Below are 16,937 nucleotides of genomic sequence, written 5' to 3'. Positions count from 1 at the left end.
ACTCGTCCGCTTCGTTTTCCGAAGCAGGAGAGGATGCTAGCGTTTCGAAAAACGAAGCACTAGAGGGAGATGTCGGGCGACATGGCAGAGACACCCAGACCAGGGCGCCCGGTCCGCGGCTCGACCAGCGGTCGCCCGATCATGGCGGCGCTCGACCTGTTCGGCCGGCGCTGGAGCCTGCGCATCATCTGGGAGCTGCATCAGGGCCCCACCGGCTTTCGCCCCTTGCAGCAGCGCTGCGACGGCATGTCCTCCAGCGTCCTGCGCCAACGCCTCGTCGAACTCGGCCAGGCGGGCCTCGTCACGCAACAGGACGACAGCGGCTACACCCTCACCGCCCTCGGCGAGGACGCCTACCGCGCCCTCGGCCCTCTCGCCCGCTGGGCCGAGGACTGGGCCGAGACCCTCACAGAGCCGACCACCCGCCACCAGGCGATCACGGAAGACGAGGTGTGATGTGACGGACGCTCCGAATCTGGCTCTCGCGCAGAAGGTTCTGGCGGCCCAGCCCTTCAGCAACCTGCTCGGCGCCCGCCTGGTGGTCTTCGAGAAGGGCGCGGCGACCCTGGAGCTGGACATCCGCGACGACCTGCGCCAGCAGAACGGCTTCCTGCACGGCGGCGTACTCGCCTACGCGGCGGACAACACGCTGACGTTCGCCGCCGGCACCGTCGTCGGCGCGAAGCTGCTCACCGCCGGGTTCACCATCGACTACCTGCGCCCCGCCGACGGCGCACTGCTGCGGGCCCACGCACAGGTCGTCCGGGCGGGCCGTTCCCGTGTCGTGTGCCGCTGCGACCTCTCCGTCGTGGACAGCGCGGGCGTGGAGACCCTGTGCGCGGTGGCACAGGGAACCGTCGCGATCCCCGAACCCTCACAGGAACCCTGACGCCACGGGTGGGCTGAACGCGCCCGGCCGATTCGTTCGGGATCACTCCCGCTCGGCTCTCTGGATCGCGGCCGCGGCGGTGATTCTCCTCGGCGCCCTCTGCAGGCTCGTACGGGATGTGCGACTGCACGCTCGTACGGGATGTGCGACGTCTGCTCAGTCCTCGCCGCGCGCCTTGAGCACCACCTTGTTGAGCGCCCACAGCCCGATGCCGATGGCCAGCAGCACGCCTGCCCGGATGTAGACGTCCGCGGGCCGGTCGGAGAGGGGGCTGGCCAGGATCAGGGTGGTGATCGCGCCGAGCACCGGCAGGACGGTCGGCGTACGGAAGTGCTGGTGCTCCACCGGGTCGCGGCGCAGGACGAGGACGGCGATGTTGACGACGGCGAAGACACACAGCAGAAGGAAGGACGTGGTGTCGCCGAGCCCCGCGATCTCGCCGGTGCAGACCAGGCCGATCGCCAGGAGCGAGACGAAGACGATGCCGACGACCGGGGTGCGTCGCCGGGGCAGCACGCGGCCCAGGGCGCGCGGCAGGATGCGCTCGTTCGCCATGCCGTAGCAGAGGCGGGACGCCATCATGATGTTGATCAGGGCCGAGTTGGTGACCGCGAACAGGGCGATCAGGGCGAACAGTTTGGGCGGGAAGTCGAGCCCGCCGGCCTTGACGACCTCCAGCAGCGGCCCGCTGGAGTCCTCCAGCACCCGGTAGTCGACGAGCAGGGAGGAGACCAGGGCGACCAGGACGTAGATGGTCCCGGTGACGGCGACGCCGATGAAGATGGCCTTCGGGAAGGTCCGCACCGGGTCCTTGGTCTCCTCGGCCATGTTGACGGAGTCCTCGAAGCCCACGAAGGCGAAGAAGCCGAGGGCTGTCGCCCCCAGCACACTGGTGAGCAGTGCGAAACCCGTGCCCCCCGCCTGGAACTCGCCGAGCCGAGAGGGCTCACCGTCACCGGTCAGGACGGCCCAGGCACCGATCGTGAGAATGACGACCAGGCCGGTCAGTTCGACCGTGGTGAGGACCACGTTGGTCTTCACGGACTCCGACACGCCGCGCAGATTCAGGGCGGCCAGGGCGAGGATGAACAGGATCGCGATGAGGGTGGGCGGGAAAACGTCCGTGAACTCGGACAGATAGTCACCGCTGAAGGCGCGGGCCGCCGCACTCGCGGAGGAGAGACCCGAGCACATGACCATGAAGGCGACGATGAAGGTGAGGAACGGGACCTTGAACGCCTTCTGGGTGTAGAGCGCGGCACCGGCCGCCTTCGGGTATTTGCCGACGAGTTCGACGTACGAGGCGGCTGTCAGGACGGCTACGACGAAGCCGATGAGGAACGGCAGCCAGAGTGCCCCGCCGATCTTTCCGGCGACCTGACCGGTGGTGGCGTAGATGCCCGTGCCGAGGATGTCGCCGATCACGAACAGGATCAGCAGTCTGGGGCCGATGGCGCGACGCAGCGGTGTGTCGTCCCCTTGTTCCGGCGCGGCAGCCGCATCATTCCCGGTCTCGGACACGAAGGCACTCCCTGAGGCGTTCGGCGCGGAACTGAACAACGTCTCGACTGCCCCGCAAGCCCTTGGGTGATGCCTTGACGTACTGCATTCGGGGAGGTGTTCGCATCCGCATCCACGTCGCCACCGTGGTGGCGAGGACCACGAGAGCCGGAACCGTCCCTACGCCGCGCATGCCGTCCCCTTCACCCTTTCGGCCTGGATCCCGTCAAGGCGGTGTCAACGTCCTCGTGACCGGCGCCAAGGATGTGTCAAGGAGCGCTGCGAGCACCTCGGAGTGGCGCTTCGGTAGGGGGAAGCAACCCTTCCCCTCGGGGGAGTCGATCGCCAGTGAGCGGAGCACGTCGGCTGCGATGAGTGACGTACGGACCAATGCGAGTGACGTACGGACCGGCGGAAGCGAGGCAGGGGCCGGTGCGGGTGCCGTACGCCCGGGACGCCTCAAGGTCTATCTCGGGGCCGCCCCCGGCGTGGGAAAGACCTACCGCATGCTCGACGAGGCGCGGCGCAGAGCCTCGCGCGGGGCCGATGTCGTGGTGGGGTTCGTCGAGTGCCACGGGCGGCCCGGCACGGAGGGGATGCTCGACGGCCTGGAAGTGGTCGAGCGGGCCTCGTGCGTCTACCGCGGCGGGGCGTTCGAGGAGATGGACCTCGCCGCCGTCCTGGCGCGCCGCCCGCAGGTGGCGATCGTCGACGAGTTCGCCCACAGCAACGTCCCCGGCGGCGGCCGCAACACCAAGCGCTGGCAGGACATCGAGGAACTGCTCGCCGCCGGGATCGACGTCATCAGCGCCCTCAACATCCAGCATCTCGAGTCACTGAACGACGTCGTCGAGAAGATCACCAGAGTGCCGCAGCACGAGACGGTGCCCGACGAGGTCGTACGGCGGGCCCATCAGATCGAGCTGGTCGACATCCCGCCCGAAGGGCTGCGTCGGCGGATGGCGCACGGCAACATCTACGCTCCGGAGAAGGTCGACGCGGCTCTCGCCGACTACTTCCGCCCCGGCAACCTGACGGCGCTGCGCCAGCTCGCCCTGCTGTGGGTCGCCGACCGCGTCGACGAGGCGCTGCAGACCTATCGCTCGGAGCACGGCATCGGCGGCGTGTGGGAGACCCGGGAGCGAGTCGTCGTGGCCCTGACGGGTGGGCCGGAGGGGGACACACTGATCCGGAGAGCCGCTCGCGTCGCGGACCGGTCGGCGGGCGGTGACCTGCTCGCCGTGCACGTGACCCGCAGCGACGGTCTCGCCTCCGGCGCCTCGCACGCCTCCCTGGCCCGGCAGCGGCGGCTCATCGAGGATCTCGGCGGCAGCTACCACTCGGTGGTCGGCGACGACGTCGCCACCGCCCTGGTGGAGTTCGCCCGCGCCGAGAACGCCACCCAGCTCGTCCTCGGCACCAGCCGCCGCGGCCGCGTCGAACGGTTCGTCACGGGGCGCGGCACCGGCGAGACGGTCGTCGAACTCTCCGCCGACATCGACATCCACATGGTCACGCACGAGCGCGCCGGGCGCGGCACCCTGCTGCCCTCCCGCAGGCGCACCCTCTCGACCGTACGCAGGATCGCGGGCCCGGTCGCCGGTCTGCTGCTGCCCGTGGCGCTCACCTTCCTGCTGGACCTGGACGTGGCCAGGGACAGACTGAACCTCACCAGCGAGGCACTGCTCTTCCTGCTCACCGTGGTGGGGGTGGCGTGCATAGGCGGGGTCGCGTCGGCGGTGATCGCGTCGGTGACGGCGTCGCTGCTGCTCAACTACTGGTTCATCCCGCCCGTCGGTCGGTTCACCCTCGACGATCCGAACGCGCTGCTCGCCCTGGCGGTCTTCGCGGTGGTGGCCGCCACCGTGGCCGCCGTCGTCGACCGCTCGCTGCGGCTGGCGAGACGCTCGGCCCGCGCCACCGCCGAGGCGGAGACCATGTCGTCCCTCGCGGGCACGATCGTGCGGGGCGGCGCGACCATTCCCGCCTTGGTGGAACGGACCCGCGAGACCTTCGGTATGGATGCCGCGGAGCTGGTGGACGAACCGCCCGGAGAGGACGGCGTGACCGCCGTGCCGGCGGGCCCCGGCGCCTTCCTTGTCCTGCGCGGCCGTACCCTCCCGTCCTCCGAGCGGCGCGTGCTGTCCGCGTTCGCGGCGCATGTGGGGTCGGCGGTCGAGCGGGCCCGGCTGGCCGAGGCCGTCGCCGAGGTCGAGCCGGTCAAGGCGGCCGACCGCATGCGTACGGCGCTGCTGCGGGCGGTCGGCCACGACCTGCGCACCCCGCTCGCCGCGGGCTGGGCCGCCGTCGCCTCGCTTCGCAGCCAGGACGTGGAGTTCTCGCCCGACGACCGGGACGAACTCCTCGCCACCGCCGACGAGTCCATGGCCCGGCTCAACCGGCTGATCGAGAACCTCCTCGACCTCAGCCGCCTCCAGGCCGGCGCGCTCACCCTCGACCTGCGCGCCACCGCCCTGGAGGAGGTCCTCCCCGTGGCTCTCGCCGACACCCCCGGGGTCGAGGTGGCGGACCTGGAGGAGGTTCCCGCGGTCCTGGCCGACCCTCCCTTGCTCGAACGGGTGATCGCCAATCTAGTCGGCAATGCCGCCCGTCACAGCCCAGCGGGGAGCAAGGTGCTGCTGACCGCCAGCGCCCACGCGGGCCGCGTCGAACTGCGCGTCGTCGACCGAGGACCCGGCCTCCCGCCCACCGACCGGGACCGGATCTTCGAGCCCTTCCAGCGCCTGGGCGACACCGACAACACGACGGGCCTCGGCCTGGGCCTGGCCCTCTCACGGGGACTGACCGAGGCGATGAACGGCACCCTCACCCCGGAGGACACCCCGGGCGGGGGCCTGACGATGGCGCTGTCCCTGCCCTTCGCCGAGCAGGTCGAGCGCGCCGGCGGTGCCGGAGAGGACCTTCCTAGTCCAGCTCCGAGACCTTGAAGACGGACCGGGCGGTCTGACGGTCGATCCGTTCCGAGAGGCGGCGCAGCACGGTCTCACCGCAGGTCAGCGAGCCGCGAGCCACCGACTCCCGAGCGTCCTCGGCCAGGCGGTGCCACAGTCCGGGATTGTTCACCAGGACCTGAGGGTCGATCTCGACGCGCCCGCCGAGCGCGTCCCGCAGGCGGAGCCGCTGGGAGACGCCGTCCAGGCAGCGCACCGACACCAAGAGGTCGGTGCGGACCCGCCGCCCGGGCAGCAGTCCGCGCGAGGACAGCCAGCCCTTGCCCGCGGTGACTCTGGGCGGGAAGAGGAGCACGAAGAGGAGCGCTGCGAGCCCGGCCCACAGCCCGCAGCGCCCGGTCGTGAGGCTGTCGTTTCCCCAGTCGATCACGAGCAGCACGGCGAGGAGCACCGCTGAACACTGCACCGCGCTGCGCAGATTCCCTGCCCAGCAATGGTCTCGGGCCACTCCCCCGGCCGCCTGTTCGTGAGCGTGGACCGCGTCGTCACGCGCGTCATGCCTGCGTTCCATAGGGCCGACGTTAGAGACCCGGGAGGCCGGAGTCCCGCACCTTGATACGACTCTGACGGAGCATCTGCTCGTGCTTGACGCCCCGGACGTCCGCAAGGACCTGTCCGCCGTGTGACCCCGGCTCCGTCGCAGGGAACGAGGTTCAGACCGTGCCGCCGCCGACGAGGAGGTCGGCCAGCTTGTTGAGGCGCTTGACCGTGCGGTCCTCAGCGGCGAGCGGGGACGGATCGACGCGCTCGGCGCGGTCGTAGTAGGCGCCGTTGACGATCTCGACGGCCGGGTCGCACAGCCGGACCACGTGCGCCGCGCCCTCGGCCGGCTTGACGCCCTCATGGGCGTACAGCGGCAGCAGAGTCGTGTCGCAGACCCCGGGGTGCACGGAGACCGCGGTGACGCGCGGGTCGGCGGCGAAGACCGTCAGCGCGAGCTGCGACTGGGCGTAGGCGGTGAGCCGGGAGTAGCGGCGGGACCGGTTCGGGTCGCTCCACTGGATGGAGGCCGTACGGTGCAGAGACGAGGACACGTTGACCACCCGGCCACCGGGGTCCCTGGTGAGGGCCGGCTCCAGCAGGCAGGTCAGCAGGTAGTGGGCGAGGAAGTTCACCTGGAAGGCGATCTCGTTGCCGTCGGCGGTGACGGTGTGGCGCTCGGGTGCGGCCATGCCCGCGTTGTTGACGAGCACATCGAGGTGCGGGTGGTCGCGGACGACGTGTTCGGCCATGGCCTCCACCTCCTGGAGGTGCGCGAAGTCCGCTGCGTACGGCCGAAGTCGGGCGGCGTCGATTCCGGCGGTGGCGATGAGCCTGTCGGCTGCGGCGCGGGCCTCCTCGGCGGTGCGGCCGTGCAGCAGCACGGTGGCACCGCGTTCGGCGAGCTGCCGTGCGGCCTCGTATCCGATGCCGGAGGTGGCGCCGGTGACCAGGACGGTACGCGACGAAAGGGCGAAGTCAGACATGGTCCGATCCGAAGGGTGCGGGCACGCCGCTCGGCCCCGGCGTGGGGTGGCGGGCGTGCGGGGACGAAGGGGGAGCGAGGGGAACCGGACGTGAGCGCGGTGCCCCTCGGATCACGGAAGGCGCGTCAGGAGAACGCGGATGCTTCCGGGCAGCGCGGCGCACGACGGCGTGGCCGAGTGGTACTCGGCGGCCGGTCGAAGAGAAGCCAGGCGCTGTTCACGCTCACCATGGAAGCCGTCCCGCACGCGCCGGGCAAGCGGGGGACGCGTTCCCTGACGGGCTTCTGACGTGCGCATACGGGTCCTTGACGGCCATGGTCAGGCCGGCCCCCCAGGTCTCAAGGGCGATAGACCAGCTCGACGATGAGAGCGATCATGAACATCCATGCTCCGAGACCGATGACCCAGAGCAGATCGCCGACGATGCCGCCGGTGAGCACGGCCAAGCCCGCGGTGCCCAGTAGGAGCACCATTCGGCGGACCCCGCGGTCGGGGAACCAGTCAGTAGCCACGTCGTCAGGGTCCGGAAATCCGCCCCTGACTCGCAAGGGATGCCCTGAATACTGTCGAGTTCTTGACGCGGCAAGGGCTCTGCGGCCCATTGTCCGAAGCCACGTCCTGACGGCTCAGGCGCCGGGCGGCACGGCGTCGAACTCCCGCTTGAGGCGCCCGGTGTCCAGTGGGAGCCGCAGGACGTTCCGGCGGTGCGCGGTTTCCAGCGCGGCCTGAAGCGGGGACGGTGGCACCGCGAGGACGGGGCAGGCGGCGTGGGCGAGGCAGTAGCGGCCGACCGACGGCCACAGCGCACGGCACAGACGGCCGCGCCGTCCGGCGCCGACCACGAGGACGTCGCCCTCCCGGTCGGCGATCCGCACCAGCGCCGGCCCCGGGCCGCCCCGGGCGATGAGCGCCTGCCCGGGCAGCCCGGAACCGAGGCCGCCGAACACCTCACACAGCGCCTTGAGCAGCCTCTCCCGCGCCAGCCGCTCCCAGTCCTCGACCAGGACGGCTGCCGCCGGGGACCTGCGAGCGGCGAGATCCCCGCCGGGCGGTTCCCAGGCCAGCACCGGCCAGAGCTCGGCCCCGCGGTACCGGGCCTCGTCGGCGGCCCGGCTCAGGGCGGTGAGACTGCCCAGCGAACCGCTCACTCCCACGACGAGGCGAGCGGCCGCTGGCGAGTGGGACTCGGACATCTGATCCTCCTCGGAACCACGTCCATCCCACCCCTGTTTCCACGCTTTCGAACACCCCACGCGTCCGTTCTTGGCGTAGTCCTGACGGCCCTTCGCACGCCCTCTCACCGGTGGCGTCAGCACGCCGTCAAGGTCGGCACGATCGCCGTCAGGAACCCGTCAGGGACGTCCTGGAGTCGAGGACACCGGGCATAGCGTCGTCGGCGAGCCCCGGCCCGCCTCCCCGCGTCCGGGGCCCTCCAGACCACAACCTCACCCATCCGCTCCGCATGCTCAGCCCGGACAAGCACGCGTTGGCCAGGATGCGGGCCTCCAGCGAACCCGTACCCCTTGACGCCGGGCGGGCCGGTCATCCCTCACCCACGCCCGACCGGCCCGCCCGGGCCTGTATCGGGGCCTCGCAGAGGACGGGGGTCCGACACCGCGCACATCCGCCCCGCACGCTCAGGCCGGATACGCGTGCGTCTGGGCGGCCTTGACCGTCGCCCAGACCGTGGCTCCGGGGCGCAGGTCGAGTTCGGCCGCGGCGACGGTGGTGAGATCGGCGGCCAACGGGAGTTCGCCGCTGAGCGCGACGCGGATCTGGTCGCCGTGGGTTTCCATGCCGGAGACCTCGCAGCGCCACAGATTGCGGGCGCTGGCGCCGCTCGGGCGGTCCTGGTAGAGGGTCACCGCGCTCGGGGGGAAGGCGACGAAGACCGGGCCGGTGAGGTCCTCCGTGGTGGTGACCGCCGATCCGTGGTCGACGCGGACCGTGTGCCCTTCGGCCTCGCCCCGATAGAGGTTGAGCCCGACCAGATGGGCGATGTAGTCGGTGCGCGGGCGGCGGGCGATGTCGGCGGGGGTGCCCCGCTGGACGATGTGGCCGTCCTCGATGACGACGAGATGGTCCGCGAGAACCATGGCGTCGAGCGGGTCGTGCGTGACGAGGACGGCGACGGCCTCGAACTCGGCCAGGTGGTGGCGGAGTTGGGCGCGGACGTCGAGGCGTGTGCGGGCGTCTAGGGCGGCGAGCGGCTCGTCGAGGAGGAGCAGGCGGGGATGCGTGGCCAGGGCGCGGGCGAGGGCGACGCGCTGGGCCTGCCCGCCGGAGAGGCGGCGGGGTTTCGCGGAACCGTGCTCGGCCAGACCGAGGCGCTCCAGCCATGCGGAGGCCTGGGCGCGGGCCTCCGCCTTCGTCGCCCCGTGGCAGCGCGGCCCGAAGGCCACGTTGTCCAGAGCGGACAGATGGGGGAAGAGCAGGTAGTCCTGGAAGACGACCCCGACCGGCCGGGCTTCCGGAGGCATACGGTCCAAGTCCGTGCCATCGAGGTGGAGATGGCCGCCGGTCAGGGGGACGAGACCGGCCAGTGCGCGGAGGGCCGTGGTCTTGCCCGCACCGTTGGGGCCGAGCAGGGCGACGACGTCACCCGGGGCCGCTGTCAGCGCGACATCGAGACGGAAGGAGCCGCGCTCGACCACCAGCCGTGTGTCGAGCCCCTCAGCGGCGGCATCGGTCTTCTCGGCATCGGTCGTCTCGGGATCGGTCATGAGGCGGTCATCCAGCGGTCGCGCAGTCCGGCGAGTACGGCGATCGACACGGCCAGCAGGACCAGGCTGAGGGCGATCGCCGCCGCCGGGTCGTTCTGCAGGGCCAGATAGACCGCGAGGGGCATGGTCTGGGTGCGGCCGGGGAAGTTGCCGGCGAAGGTGATGGTCGCGCCGAACTCACCGAGTGCCCTGGCCCATGCCAGGACGGCGCCCGCCGCGATACCCGGAGCGATGAGCGGCAGGGTGACACGTCGGAACGCGGTGAAGCGGGAGGCGCCCAGCGTCGTGGCGGCCTCCTCGTAGCGCGGGTCGGCGGCGCGCAGCGTGCCCTCCACACTGATGACGAGAAACGGCATCGCCACGAAGGCCTCCGCGATCACGACTCCCGTCGTGGTGAAGGGCAGAGTGATCCCGAACCAGGCGTCCAGCCACTTGCCGACGACCCCGTTGCGCCCCAGCGCCATCAGCAGCGCCACACCCCCGACCACGGGGGGCAGGACCAGCGGGAGAGTCACCAAGGCGCGCACGAGCCCGCGGCCCGGGAAATCGACCCGGGCGAGCAGCCACGCCAGCGGCACCCCGATCACCAGGCTCACCGCGGTCGCCGCCGTCGCACAGACCAGGGACAGCTGGAGGGCCTGCCACACCTCGGCGCTGGTCAGCAGCTCGGGCATGCTGCGCCAGGGGGCCCTGACCAGCAGGGCGACGAGCGGCAGGACCAGGAAGGCGAGGCCGATCAGCGCGGGCAGGAGGAGAGGCAGCGGGGCGCCCCCGCGAACGCCCCGGAGGGTGCGGCGGCGCCGCGGGCCACCGGTGAGGGTGTCCGCGGCGTCGGCCTTGTCCAGGGAAGGGGAGGTCACGGCTTGAGGAATCCGGCTTCGTTCAGGACCTTCTGGCCTTCGGAGGACTGCACCAGCTCCATGAACGCCTTGGCGGTCCCGGTGTTCTTCGAGCTCTTGAGGAGGGTGATGGGGTAGTCGTTGATGGCGTCGGCGGACTCGGGGAACTCCACGCCCTCCACCTTGTCACCGGCCGCCTTCACGTCGGTCTTGTACACGACCGACGCGTCGGCCTCCTTCAGGACCACCTTGTTGAGGGCGGACTTGACGTCCTCCTCGTAGGAGACCGGGGTGAGCTTCAGCTTGCTCGCGTCCAGGGCCTTCTGGGCGGCGGCACCGCACGGCACCGTCTTGTCGCACAGCACGACCTTCAGGTCCGCGTTCGTGAGGTCCTTCAGGGAGGCGACCTTGTCGGGGTTGCCCGGCAGGGTGGCGATCTCCAGTTCGTTGCGCACGAAGGTGGCGGGTGTGCCGGAGGCGTCTCCGGCGTCCGTGACGATCTTCATCGTCTTGGGGCTGGCGGAGGCGAACACATCGGCCGGGGCGCCGCCGGTGATGCTCGCGGCCAGCGCGTCGCTGCCGCCGAAGCTGAAGGTGACCTTGGTGCCGGGGTGGGCCTTCTCGAACTCCTTGCCCAGCGTCGTGAAACTCTCCTTCAGCGAGGCGGCGGCGAAGACGGTCACCTCTCCGGACAGCTTCGGCGAGCCGGAGTCCGACGCCGAGGAGTCCGACGCCGACGAGGAGTCGTCGGAGGACGAGCAGGCGCTCAGGGCCAGCAGCGCGGCGGCACCTGCGCCGGTCACCTGCAGTATCCGGCGGGTCCGGCGCACGGTACGGGTCATCACGGGTCCACTCCCTCTGGTCCTGACGGACACAAGAACTACGATCCCCACGACCTTGTCTAGGGGCTTTCGACGACCACGTTGGTCGACTTGATCACGGCAACCGCCGGAACACCGGGCTCCAGCTTCAGTTCCTCAGCCGACTCGCGGCTGACCATCGCCACCACCCGGAACGGCCCGGCCTGGATCTCCACCTGCGCGGAGACGTCCCCGAGGATCACATCGGTGACGATGCCGGAGAACCGGTTGCGGGCCGAGGAGCCGGTGGACTCCCGCTCCGCCCGGTGCGTCTCGCGGGCGTAGGCCGCGAGGGCCGGCCCCGGAATGATCCGGCGCCCCAGCTCATCGCGCTCGGCGGTCAGTTTCCCGCCGTCGACCAGACGCCGCACGGTGTCGGGGCTCACGCCGAGTAAGGCGGCGGCGTCCCCGATCCGGTAGCTGTGCATACGCCGATCATACTGCCGCAGATGCGAGGCGAAAGTCTCCTGTCATATCGCATGAGCCGGACCCTTCGCGTGTCGGCATGGCATGTGCGTTTGTACGGGACCATGGCTCGGGTACGGTCATCCGGGAGGTGGTAGCCAGTGAGCCAGACCCTCGCAGCTGCCCGCACGGCCGCCGGACCCGCGGCGGAACTCGCCCTCACGGGCGACCTCGACCGACCGACCCGGCTGACGGTGCCCGACCTGCTCGCATGGCCCCAGCACGGGGCACAGGTCAGCTTCGAGTGCGCCACCAGCGGCATCCAGCGCCACCGCTTCACCGGCCCTCTCCTGCACGACGTCCTCATGGACGCGGGCCCGGCCTTCGACCCCGCCCGCCGCAAGGACCGCCTGCGCTTCCTGATCGCCGTACACGGCGCGGACGGCCACCACGCCCTGTTGTCCTGGGCCGAGATAGACCCCGACTTCGGCCGCGCCCCCGTCCTGCTCGCGGTCACCCTCGACGACACACCCCTCGACCGGGCCGGCTCCCAGCTCGTCCTGCCCCAGGACCGCTGCGGCGCCCGCCACATCAGCGGCATCGACGCCATTCGCGTCGACGGCGGCTACAGCGCGTGGACCTGACGACGAGAGGAACGCGGTGCAGCACGACCCGGTGGCGGACGTCCTGATCCTGGAGCACGCGCCGCACGAAGGCCCGTACGCCATCGGTACGGCGCTGGAAGCGGCCGGCCTGAAGCTGCGGACCTGCCGCACCTGGGCGGGCGACCCGGTGCCCGGCACGCTGGACGGTACCGCCGCCCTGCTGGTGATGGGCGGGTCTGCAGCGGCAGACGAGGACTTTCCCAGCCGCGACGCGGAACTGGCGCTGCTGCGAGCCGCGCTGGAGGCCGAGGTGCCGGTGCTCGGGGTGTGCCTGGGCGCGCGGCTGCTGGCGGTGGCGGCGGGCGGGACGGCCCTGCGCGGGCCCGGAACGCAGGTCGGCTGGGCGCCGGTGCGCATGTCCCCGGCGGCGCGCAAGGATCCGCTCCTGTCCGGCGTACCCGAGCGGCTCCGCGTCCCGCACTGCCACGCGGACACCATGGACCTGCCGTCCGGTGCCACTCTGTTGGCCTCCTGCGACCGTCACCCGGTGCAGGCGTTCCGGGTCGGGGGCTCGGCCTGGGGCCTGCGGTTCCACCTGGAGGTGGACAACACGGCCGTCGACGCCTTCGCCACGGCCCTCCCGGGTGAGGCGGACGCCGCTCCGGACCTGGTCGAGTCGGCCCCCGCGGAACTGGCTGTGCTGGCTCCGTATCGCGACGACGTGTTCGCCCGCTTCGCCGCCCTCGCCGCCGACCGGGCCGCCCTGACCGCGACCCGCACCTTCTTCACGCCTCGCGCGGCCACCTGGGAGGAGCGCTTCGCCGCCGACAACCCGGTCTACGCGGCGGCCGTGACCCGCATGGGACTGCGCCCGGGCCTGCGCGCCCTGGACGTGGGCTGCGGCAGCGGCCGGGCCCTGCCCGCCCTGCGCGCCGAGGTGGGGGAGGAGGGTGTCGTCCTCGGAGTGGACCTCACCGCGGCCATGCTCACCGCCGCCGGACAGCATCGCCGTACCGACGACGCCCACCTGCTCCTCGCCGACGCCTGCCGACTGCCGCTGCCCGTCGGCGCGGTGGACGGCGTCTTCAGCGCGGGCCTGATCAACCACGTCCCCGACCCGCCGGCCGCCCTGTGCGAGTGGGCTCGGGTGACCGCCCCCGGTGGCGTCCTGCTCCTCTTCCACCCCTCCGGCCGCGCCGAACGAGCCGCCCGCCACGGACGCCCCCTCGACCCCGACGACCCACTGGCCGAGGAGAACCTGCGCCCCGCGCTGGAGGCGGCGGGCTGGAGCCTGGACTGCTACGAGGACGCCCGGCACCACTTCCTGGCGCGCGCGGTCCGCGTCATCCCCTGAACCTGAACCTCCCTCACCGACCACCCGAGTCGGCCACGCCCGCGTCGCGCAAGGCCAGCCACACCCGGTCGCGGGTGAGCGGGAGTTCGGTGAAGCGGACTCCGGTCGCGTCGCGCAGGGCGTTGGCGAAGGCCGGCTCGGGCGAAGATCGTGGACCGGGACGCCGTCGACCGCGCCTTGCGGAGCGGGCAGTTGGCGGGCTACGCGGGTGACGTCTGGTACCCGCAGCCCGCTCCCGCCGACCACCCGTGGCGCACCATGCCGCACCACGGCATGACCCCGCACATCTCCGGCTCGTCGCTGTCCGCGCAGGCCCGCTACGCCGCGGGCACCCGGGAGATCCTGGAGTCCTGGTTCGCGGGCCGCCCGATCCGCGACGAGTACCTGATCGCCGACGGCGGCGGCCTGGCCGGCACGGGAGCCCACTCCTACTCGGTGAACAGGTGAACAAGTGACACCCGGAGGCCACCGCCTCCCGCTCAGACGCGGTCGATGTGCACGTTCGTCGACTTCACCCGGGCGGTGGCCTCCATCCCGACCTCCAGCCCCAGCTCCTCCACGGCCTCCCGCGTCAGCAGCGACACCAGCCGATGGGGACCCGCCTGGATCTCCACCTGGGCTGCCACATCACCGAGCTTGATCGCGGTCACGATGCCGGGGAAGGCGTTGCGCACCGAGGTGTAGGAGGCGTCCTCCTCCCCGCTCCCGCCCTTGGCGAGCTCCACCGAGAACGCGGCCAGGTCCTTCCCGTCGATGAGGCGCTTCCCGCCCTCGTCGCGAGGGTCGCCACTCGCCCCGCGTCCGCCCACCGCCGCGCGGTGTCCGGACTCACGCCGAGTAGCCGGGCCGCCTGGCCGATCGTGTATGCCTGCATACGGGCCAAGATAGGCCCATCCACGGGAGACCTCTGCCACCAGGCCGGCCACGGACAGGGAGCGGAACACCGTGGTGGGGCGAAGCGGGCGACGACGAACGTCTGGCGAACTCCTCGCAAGTTACTTGAGAGTAAGGAATGATGGCGGCCGACCACCCACACGGCAGGGGCTGAGGCAGCGGTGACGACTTTCGACGAACGGACCATCGTGCACGCTTTCCGGGACGACGCCCTGGGAGAGCACGACGCCGTCGGACTCGCCGCGGCGATCCGGCGGGGTGAGGTCTCCCCGGCCGAGGTCGCCCGGGCCGCGGGGGAGCGGGTGCGGGCGATCGACGCACGGCTGGGCGCGGTCCAGGCGCACGTCGACAGCCCGGCAACCGCCGATGTCGACAGCCCGGCATCCGCCGCCGCGACGGGCGGTGCCTTCGCCGGGGTACCGACCTTCGTCAAGGACAACACCGACTACCAGGGGCTGCCCACGGGCCACGGCAGTGCCGCCTTCCGGCCGAGGGCGGCGCGGCGCCACGCACCCTTCACCCGGCAACTCCTGAGCAGCGGCGTCACCGTGCTGGGCAAGACCCGGCTGCCCGAGTTCGGGTTCAGTCCGAGCACCGAGTACGACGGTGCGGAGCCGGTGCGCAACCCCTGGAACACGGGCTACTCGGCAGGCGGTTCGTCGGGCGGCAGCGCCGCGTTGGTCGCCGCCGGTGCGGTGCCGATCGCGCACGCCAACGACGGCGGTGGCTCGATCCGGATACCCGCCGCCTGCTGCGGACTCGTCGGCCTCAAGCCGACTCGTGGCCGTGTCGTGGCAAGCGATCTGGGCCGACGGCTTCCGATCGACATCGTCTCCGACGGCATCGTGAGCCGTTCCGTGCGGGACACCGCGGCGTTCCTCGCCGCCGCCGAGACCCACCGGCGGGGTTCCGCCGCACTGCCGCCCCTCGGCCTGGTCGAAGGCCCCTCGGAGCGCCGGCTGCGCATCGGGTTCCTGCTGGACTCGCCGAACGGTGTCCACTCCGACGCGGCGACCCGGGCGGCGGTCACGGAGACCGTGGCCACGCTCGAGCGGCTCGGACACACCGTGGAGCCGGTGGAGTTGGACATGGACCCCAACTTCACCGACGACTTCGTCACGTACTGGGGGATGCTGTCCTTCCTCCTCGGCGCCACGGGCCGGACCCTCGGCGCGGACTTCGACCGGCACCGCATGGACGGCCTCAGCCGGGGGCTGCGCGAGCAGTATCTGCGGAACTGGCGGCGGACTCCCGGCATGCTGCGACGACTGAAGCGCGCCAAGGAGGCGCACGCGGCGACCATCCGCCGACTCGACCTCGTCCTGTCACCCGTGCTCGCCCACACCACACCACCGATCGGCCACCTCAGCCCGACCGTTCCCTACGCCGAGCTGATCGAGCGGATCCTCGCCTACGTGGCGTTCACCCCGCTCGACAACGTCGCCGGCACTCCGTCTCTCTCGCTGCCCGCCCCGACCGCAACAACGGACGGCCTGCCCATCGGCGTCATGTTCTCGGCCCGCCCCGGCGGCGAACGGAAGCTGCTGGAAATCGCGTTCGAACTGGAAGCTGACCGCCCGTTCCGGCGTATCCAGGACCAGTGACATCGGAGCTGTCCGCCGGCGTGGAGCGGATTTTGGTGTGGACAGCCCTGAGAACTCGTAACACGATCTTGTTGACCGGGCGTCCTGCCCGGTACCGATCCCACGGCATGAACCAGGCAGGCGATGCCGGGTGTGAATGAATGACGAAGGCAGATCATGGAAGCAGACGCGGACGCGGGGTTGCCGGACTGGGCGAGGGCCTGGATGTGCGTTACTTTCACCCGCGGTCTCGGCCCCGAGGAGGTGTTCGCCCGGTACGGGGCCGATCCGGAACGGGCGCGCCTGCTCGGCTGGGACGAGGCCTCGGATCTGCCCTCGGGCGAATCGGGCGACGGGATGGTCTCGCTGCTGCGGGCCGGCAGGATCGGCGAATGGGGCTTCTGCGTCGAGGTGGATGGCGGCATCGGCTCTGAGGAAGAATCGCTCGCGGAGTTGTCGCGGGGAACTGAGACCTACAGCGTGGCGACTACCGAGGGAATCGACGTCTTCCAGTACTGGCGCGACGGCGAGCGCATCGAGTGCTTCGAGCCCGGCATGGAGCACAGCCGGTCCGAACCGCTCGGCCCCTGGTGGGATCGGGTGGAAGAGGCACTCGCCGCCCACGAAGGCGAGGGCGCCGGGATGGCACCAGCGGTGGCCCTAATCCTCGACCACCTCGGCATCACCCTGGACGACGCAGCCCTCGCCGGGCCCTGGCCCAGCCTGACGCTCGCCAAGGGCACCGCACTGGCGGCACCGCTGGGCGACACCTACGCGGGCGAGGGACCGGTTCCGCCCGGGACTGTCCTGGATTTCGGCCCTTCAAGTGGACTGTCCTGAACGGCAG

The 16,937-nt window shown here is 71.3% G+C and carries 16 protein-coding genes and 2 pseudogenes; 8 read left to right on the top strand and 10 right to left on the bottom strand.

Annotated features, from left to right (window positions below; all coding sequences use genetic code 11):
• Window positions 1-81: 81 nt before the first annotated feature.
• On the top strand, window positions 82-456 hold the full coding sequence (locus KJK29_RS00475; protein WP_305125189.1) for a winged helix-turn-helix transcriptional regulator: 375 nt from the start codon (window positions 82-84) through the stop codon (window positions 454-456).
• Between the two features lies 1 nt (window position 457).
• Window positions 458-889, top strand: coding sequence for a PaaI family thioesterase (locus KJK29_RS00470; RefSeq protein WP_215116577.1), 432 nt, complete (start codon window positions 458-460; stop codon window positions 887-889).
• A 156-nt stretch (window positions 890-1,045) separates the two neighbouring features.
• Here the strand turns inward: KJK29_RS00470 and KJK29_RS00465 are convergent, their stop codons facing one another.
• On the bottom strand, window positions 1,046-2,410 hold the full coding sequence (locus KJK29_RS00465) for an APC family permease (protein WP_215116576.1): 1,365 nt from the start codon (window positions 2,408-2,410) through the stop codon (window positions 1,046-1,048).
• A 350-nt stretch (window positions 2,411-2,760) separates the two neighbouring features.
• On the opposite strand from KJK29_RS00465, the gene KJK29_RS00460 reads away from it, so the two are divergent.
• Window positions 2,761-5,337, top strand: a complete 2,577-nt coding sequence (locus KJK29_RS00460; protein WP_215116575.1) for a sensor histidine kinase — start codon at window positions 2,761-2,763, stop codon at window positions 5,335-5,337.
• Here the strand turns inward: KJK29_RS00460 and KJK29_RS00455 are convergent.
• The 8 genes from KJK29_RS00455 to KJK29_RS00420 all read right to left on the bottom strand — a co-directional run bounded on the left by KJK29_RS00455 (window position 5,315) and on the right by KJK29_RS00420 (window position 11,677).
• The gene (locus KJK29_RS00455) at window positions 5,315-5,872 is read right to left on the bottom strand and encodes a hypothetical protein (protein ID WP_251057658.1); all 558 of its coding nucleotides are present in this window, start codon (window positions 5,870-5,872) and stop codon (window positions 5,315-5,317) included. The two genes, KJK29_RS00460 and KJK29_RS00455, sit on opposite strands and share 23 nt — an antisense overlap.
• Window positions 5,873-6,014: 142 nt before the next feature.
• Window positions 6,015-6,827 (bottom strand): SDR family NAD(P)-dependent oxidoreductase, encoded by an 813-nt coding sequence (locus tag KJK29_RS00450; RefSeq protein WP_215116574.1) that lies wholly within the window; start codon window positions 6,825-6,827, stop codon window positions 6,015-6,017.
• Between the two features lie 338 nt (window positions 6,828-7,165).
• Complete coding sequence (locus KJK29_RS00445; protein ID WP_215116573.1) at window positions 7,166-7,339, bottom strand: hypothetical protein; 174 nt, start codon at window positions 7,337-7,339, stop codon at window positions 7,166-7,168.
• 114 nt (window positions 7,340-7,453) lie between these two features.
• Window positions 7,454-8,020, bottom strand: coding sequence for a universal stress protein (locus tag KJK29_RS00440; RefSeq protein ID WP_215116572.1), 567 nt, complete (start codon window positions 8,018-8,020; stop codon window positions 7,454-7,456).
• A 444-nt stretch (window positions 8,021-8,464) separates the two neighbouring features.
• A complete protein-coding gene (locus tag KJK29_RS00435; RefSeq protein WP_215116571.1) occupies window positions 8,465-9,550 on the bottom strand; it encodes an ABC transporter ATP-binding protein in 1,086 nt (361 codons plus the stop codon).
• Window positions 9,547-10,410, bottom strand: coding sequence for a molybdate ABC transporter permease subunit (gene modB, locus KJK29_RS00430; RefSeq protein ID WP_215116570.1), 864 nt, complete (start codon window positions 10,408-10,410; stop codon window positions 9,547-9,549). Before modB ends, KJK29_RS00435 begins: the two co-directional genes overlap by 4 nt.
• The gene (gene modA, locus KJK29_RS00425; protein WP_215116569.1) at window positions 10,407-11,231 is read right to left on the bottom strand and encodes a molybdate ABC transporter substrate-binding protein; all 825 of its coding nucleotides are present in this window, start codon (window positions 11,229-11,231) and stop codon (window positions 10,407-10,409) included. Before modA ends, modB begins: the two co-directional genes overlap by 4 nt.
• A 59-nt stretch (window positions 11,232-11,290) precedes the next feature.
• Window positions 11,291-11,677: a TOBE domain-containing protein gene (locus KJK29_RS00420; protein ID WP_215116568.1), complete on the bottom strand. Its 387-nt coding sequence runs from the start codon at window positions 11,675-11,677 to the stop codon at window positions 11,291-11,293.
• Window positions 11,678-11,815: 138 nt separating this feature from the next.
• Here KJK29_RS00420 and KJK29_RS00415 point away from each other — a divergent pair, with 138 nt between their 5' ends.
• The 3 genes and pseudogenes from KJK29_RS00415 to KJK29_RS00405 form a co-directional block, all read left to right on the top strand.
• The gene (locus KJK29_RS00415) at window positions 11,816-12,298 is read left to right on the top strand and encodes a molybdopterin-dependent oxidoreductase (RefSeq protein ID WP_215116567.1); all 483 of its coding nucleotides are present in this window, start codon (window positions 11,816-11,818) and stop codon (window positions 12,296-12,298) included.
• 16 nt (window positions 12,299-12,314) lie between these two features.
• Window positions 12,315-13,613: a methyltransferase domain-containing protein gene (locus KJK29_RS39245; RefSeq protein WP_321170375.1), complete on the top strand. Its 1,299-nt coding sequence runs from the start codon at window positions 12,315-12,317 to the stop codon at window positions 13,611-13,613.
• A gap of 135 nt (window positions 13,614-13,748) precedes the next feature.
• Window positions 13,749-14,060 (top strand): annotated as a pseudogene (locus KJK29_RS00405) (NAD(P)-dependent oxidoreductase); the annotation flags it as partial.
• A 32-nt stretch (window positions 14,061-14,092) separates the two neighbouring features.
• Here the strand turns inward: KJK29_RS00405 and KJK29_RS00400 are convergent.
• Window positions 14,093-14,487 (bottom strand): annotated as a pseudogene (locus KJK29_RS00400) (TOBE domain-containing protein).
• A gap of 181 nt (window positions 14,488-14,668) precedes the next feature.
• On the opposite strand from KJK29_RS00400, the gene KJK29_RS00395 reads away from it, so the two are divergent.
• Together KJK29_RS00395 and KJK29_RS00390 are read left to right on the top strand one after the other, a co-directional pair.
• Window positions 14,669-16,111, top strand: coding sequence for an amidase (locus KJK29_RS00395; protein WP_215116566.1), 1,443 nt, complete (start codon window positions 14,669-14,671; stop codon window positions 16,109-16,111).
• Window positions 16,112-16,267: 156 nt separating this feature from the next.
• Window positions 16,268-16,930 carry a DUF6461 domain-containing protein gene (locus KJK29_RS00390; protein ID WP_215116565.1) on the top strand — a complete coding sequence of 221 codons (663 nt, stop codon included), beginning with the start codon at window positions 16,268-16,270 and terminating at the stop codon, window positions 16,928-16,930.
• The last annotated feature ends 7 nt before the right edge of the window (window positions 16,931-16,937 follow it).

The organism is Streptomyces koelreuteriae, from assembly GCF_018604545.1.
GTDB classification, from domain to species: domain Bacteria; phylum Actinomycetota; class Actinomycetes; order Streptomycetales; family Streptomycetaceae; genus Streptomyces; species Streptomyces koelreuteriae.
Note: the sequence above shows the minus strand (reverse complement) of the source record. Positions and strands in the feature narration are given on the sequence as shown.

Coding starts and splice junctions, on each gene's coding strand:
- KJK29_RS00460 (WP_215116575.1), top strand. CDS start 2,761: ATGAGTGACGTACGGACCAATGCGAGTGACGTACGGACCGGCGGAAGC.
- KJK29_RS00450 (WP_215116574.1), bottom strand. CDS start 6,827: ATGTCTGACTTCGCCCTTTCGTCGCGTACCGTCCTGGTCACCGGCGCC.
- KJK29_RS00390 (WP_215116565.1), top strand. CDS start 16,268: ATGGAAGCAGACGCGGACGCGGGGTTGCCGGACTGGGCGAGGGCCTGG.
- KJK29_RS00475 (WP_305125189.1), top strand. CDS start 82: ATGGCAGAGACACCCAGACCAGGGCGCCCGGTCCGCGGCTCGACCAGC.
- KJK29_RS00455 (WP_251057658.1), bottom strand. CDS start 5,872: ATGGAACGCAGGCATGACGCGCGTGACGACGCGGTCCACGCTCACGAA.
- KJK29_RS00435 (WP_215116571.1), bottom strand. CDS start 9,550: ATGACCGATCCCGAGACGACCGATGCCGAGAAGACCGATGCCGCCGCT.
- KJK29_RS00440 (WP_215116572.1), bottom strand. CDS start 8,020: ATGTCCGAGTCCCACTCGCCAGCGGCCGCTCGCCTCGTCGTGGGAGTG.
- modA (WP_215116569.1), bottom strand. CDS start 11,231: ATGACCCGTACCGTGCGCCGGACCCGCCGGATACTGCAGGTGACCGGC.
- KJK29_RS00420 (WP_215116568.1), bottom strand. CDS start 11,677: ATGCACAGCTACCGGATCGGGGACGCCGCCGCCTTACTCGGCGTGAGC.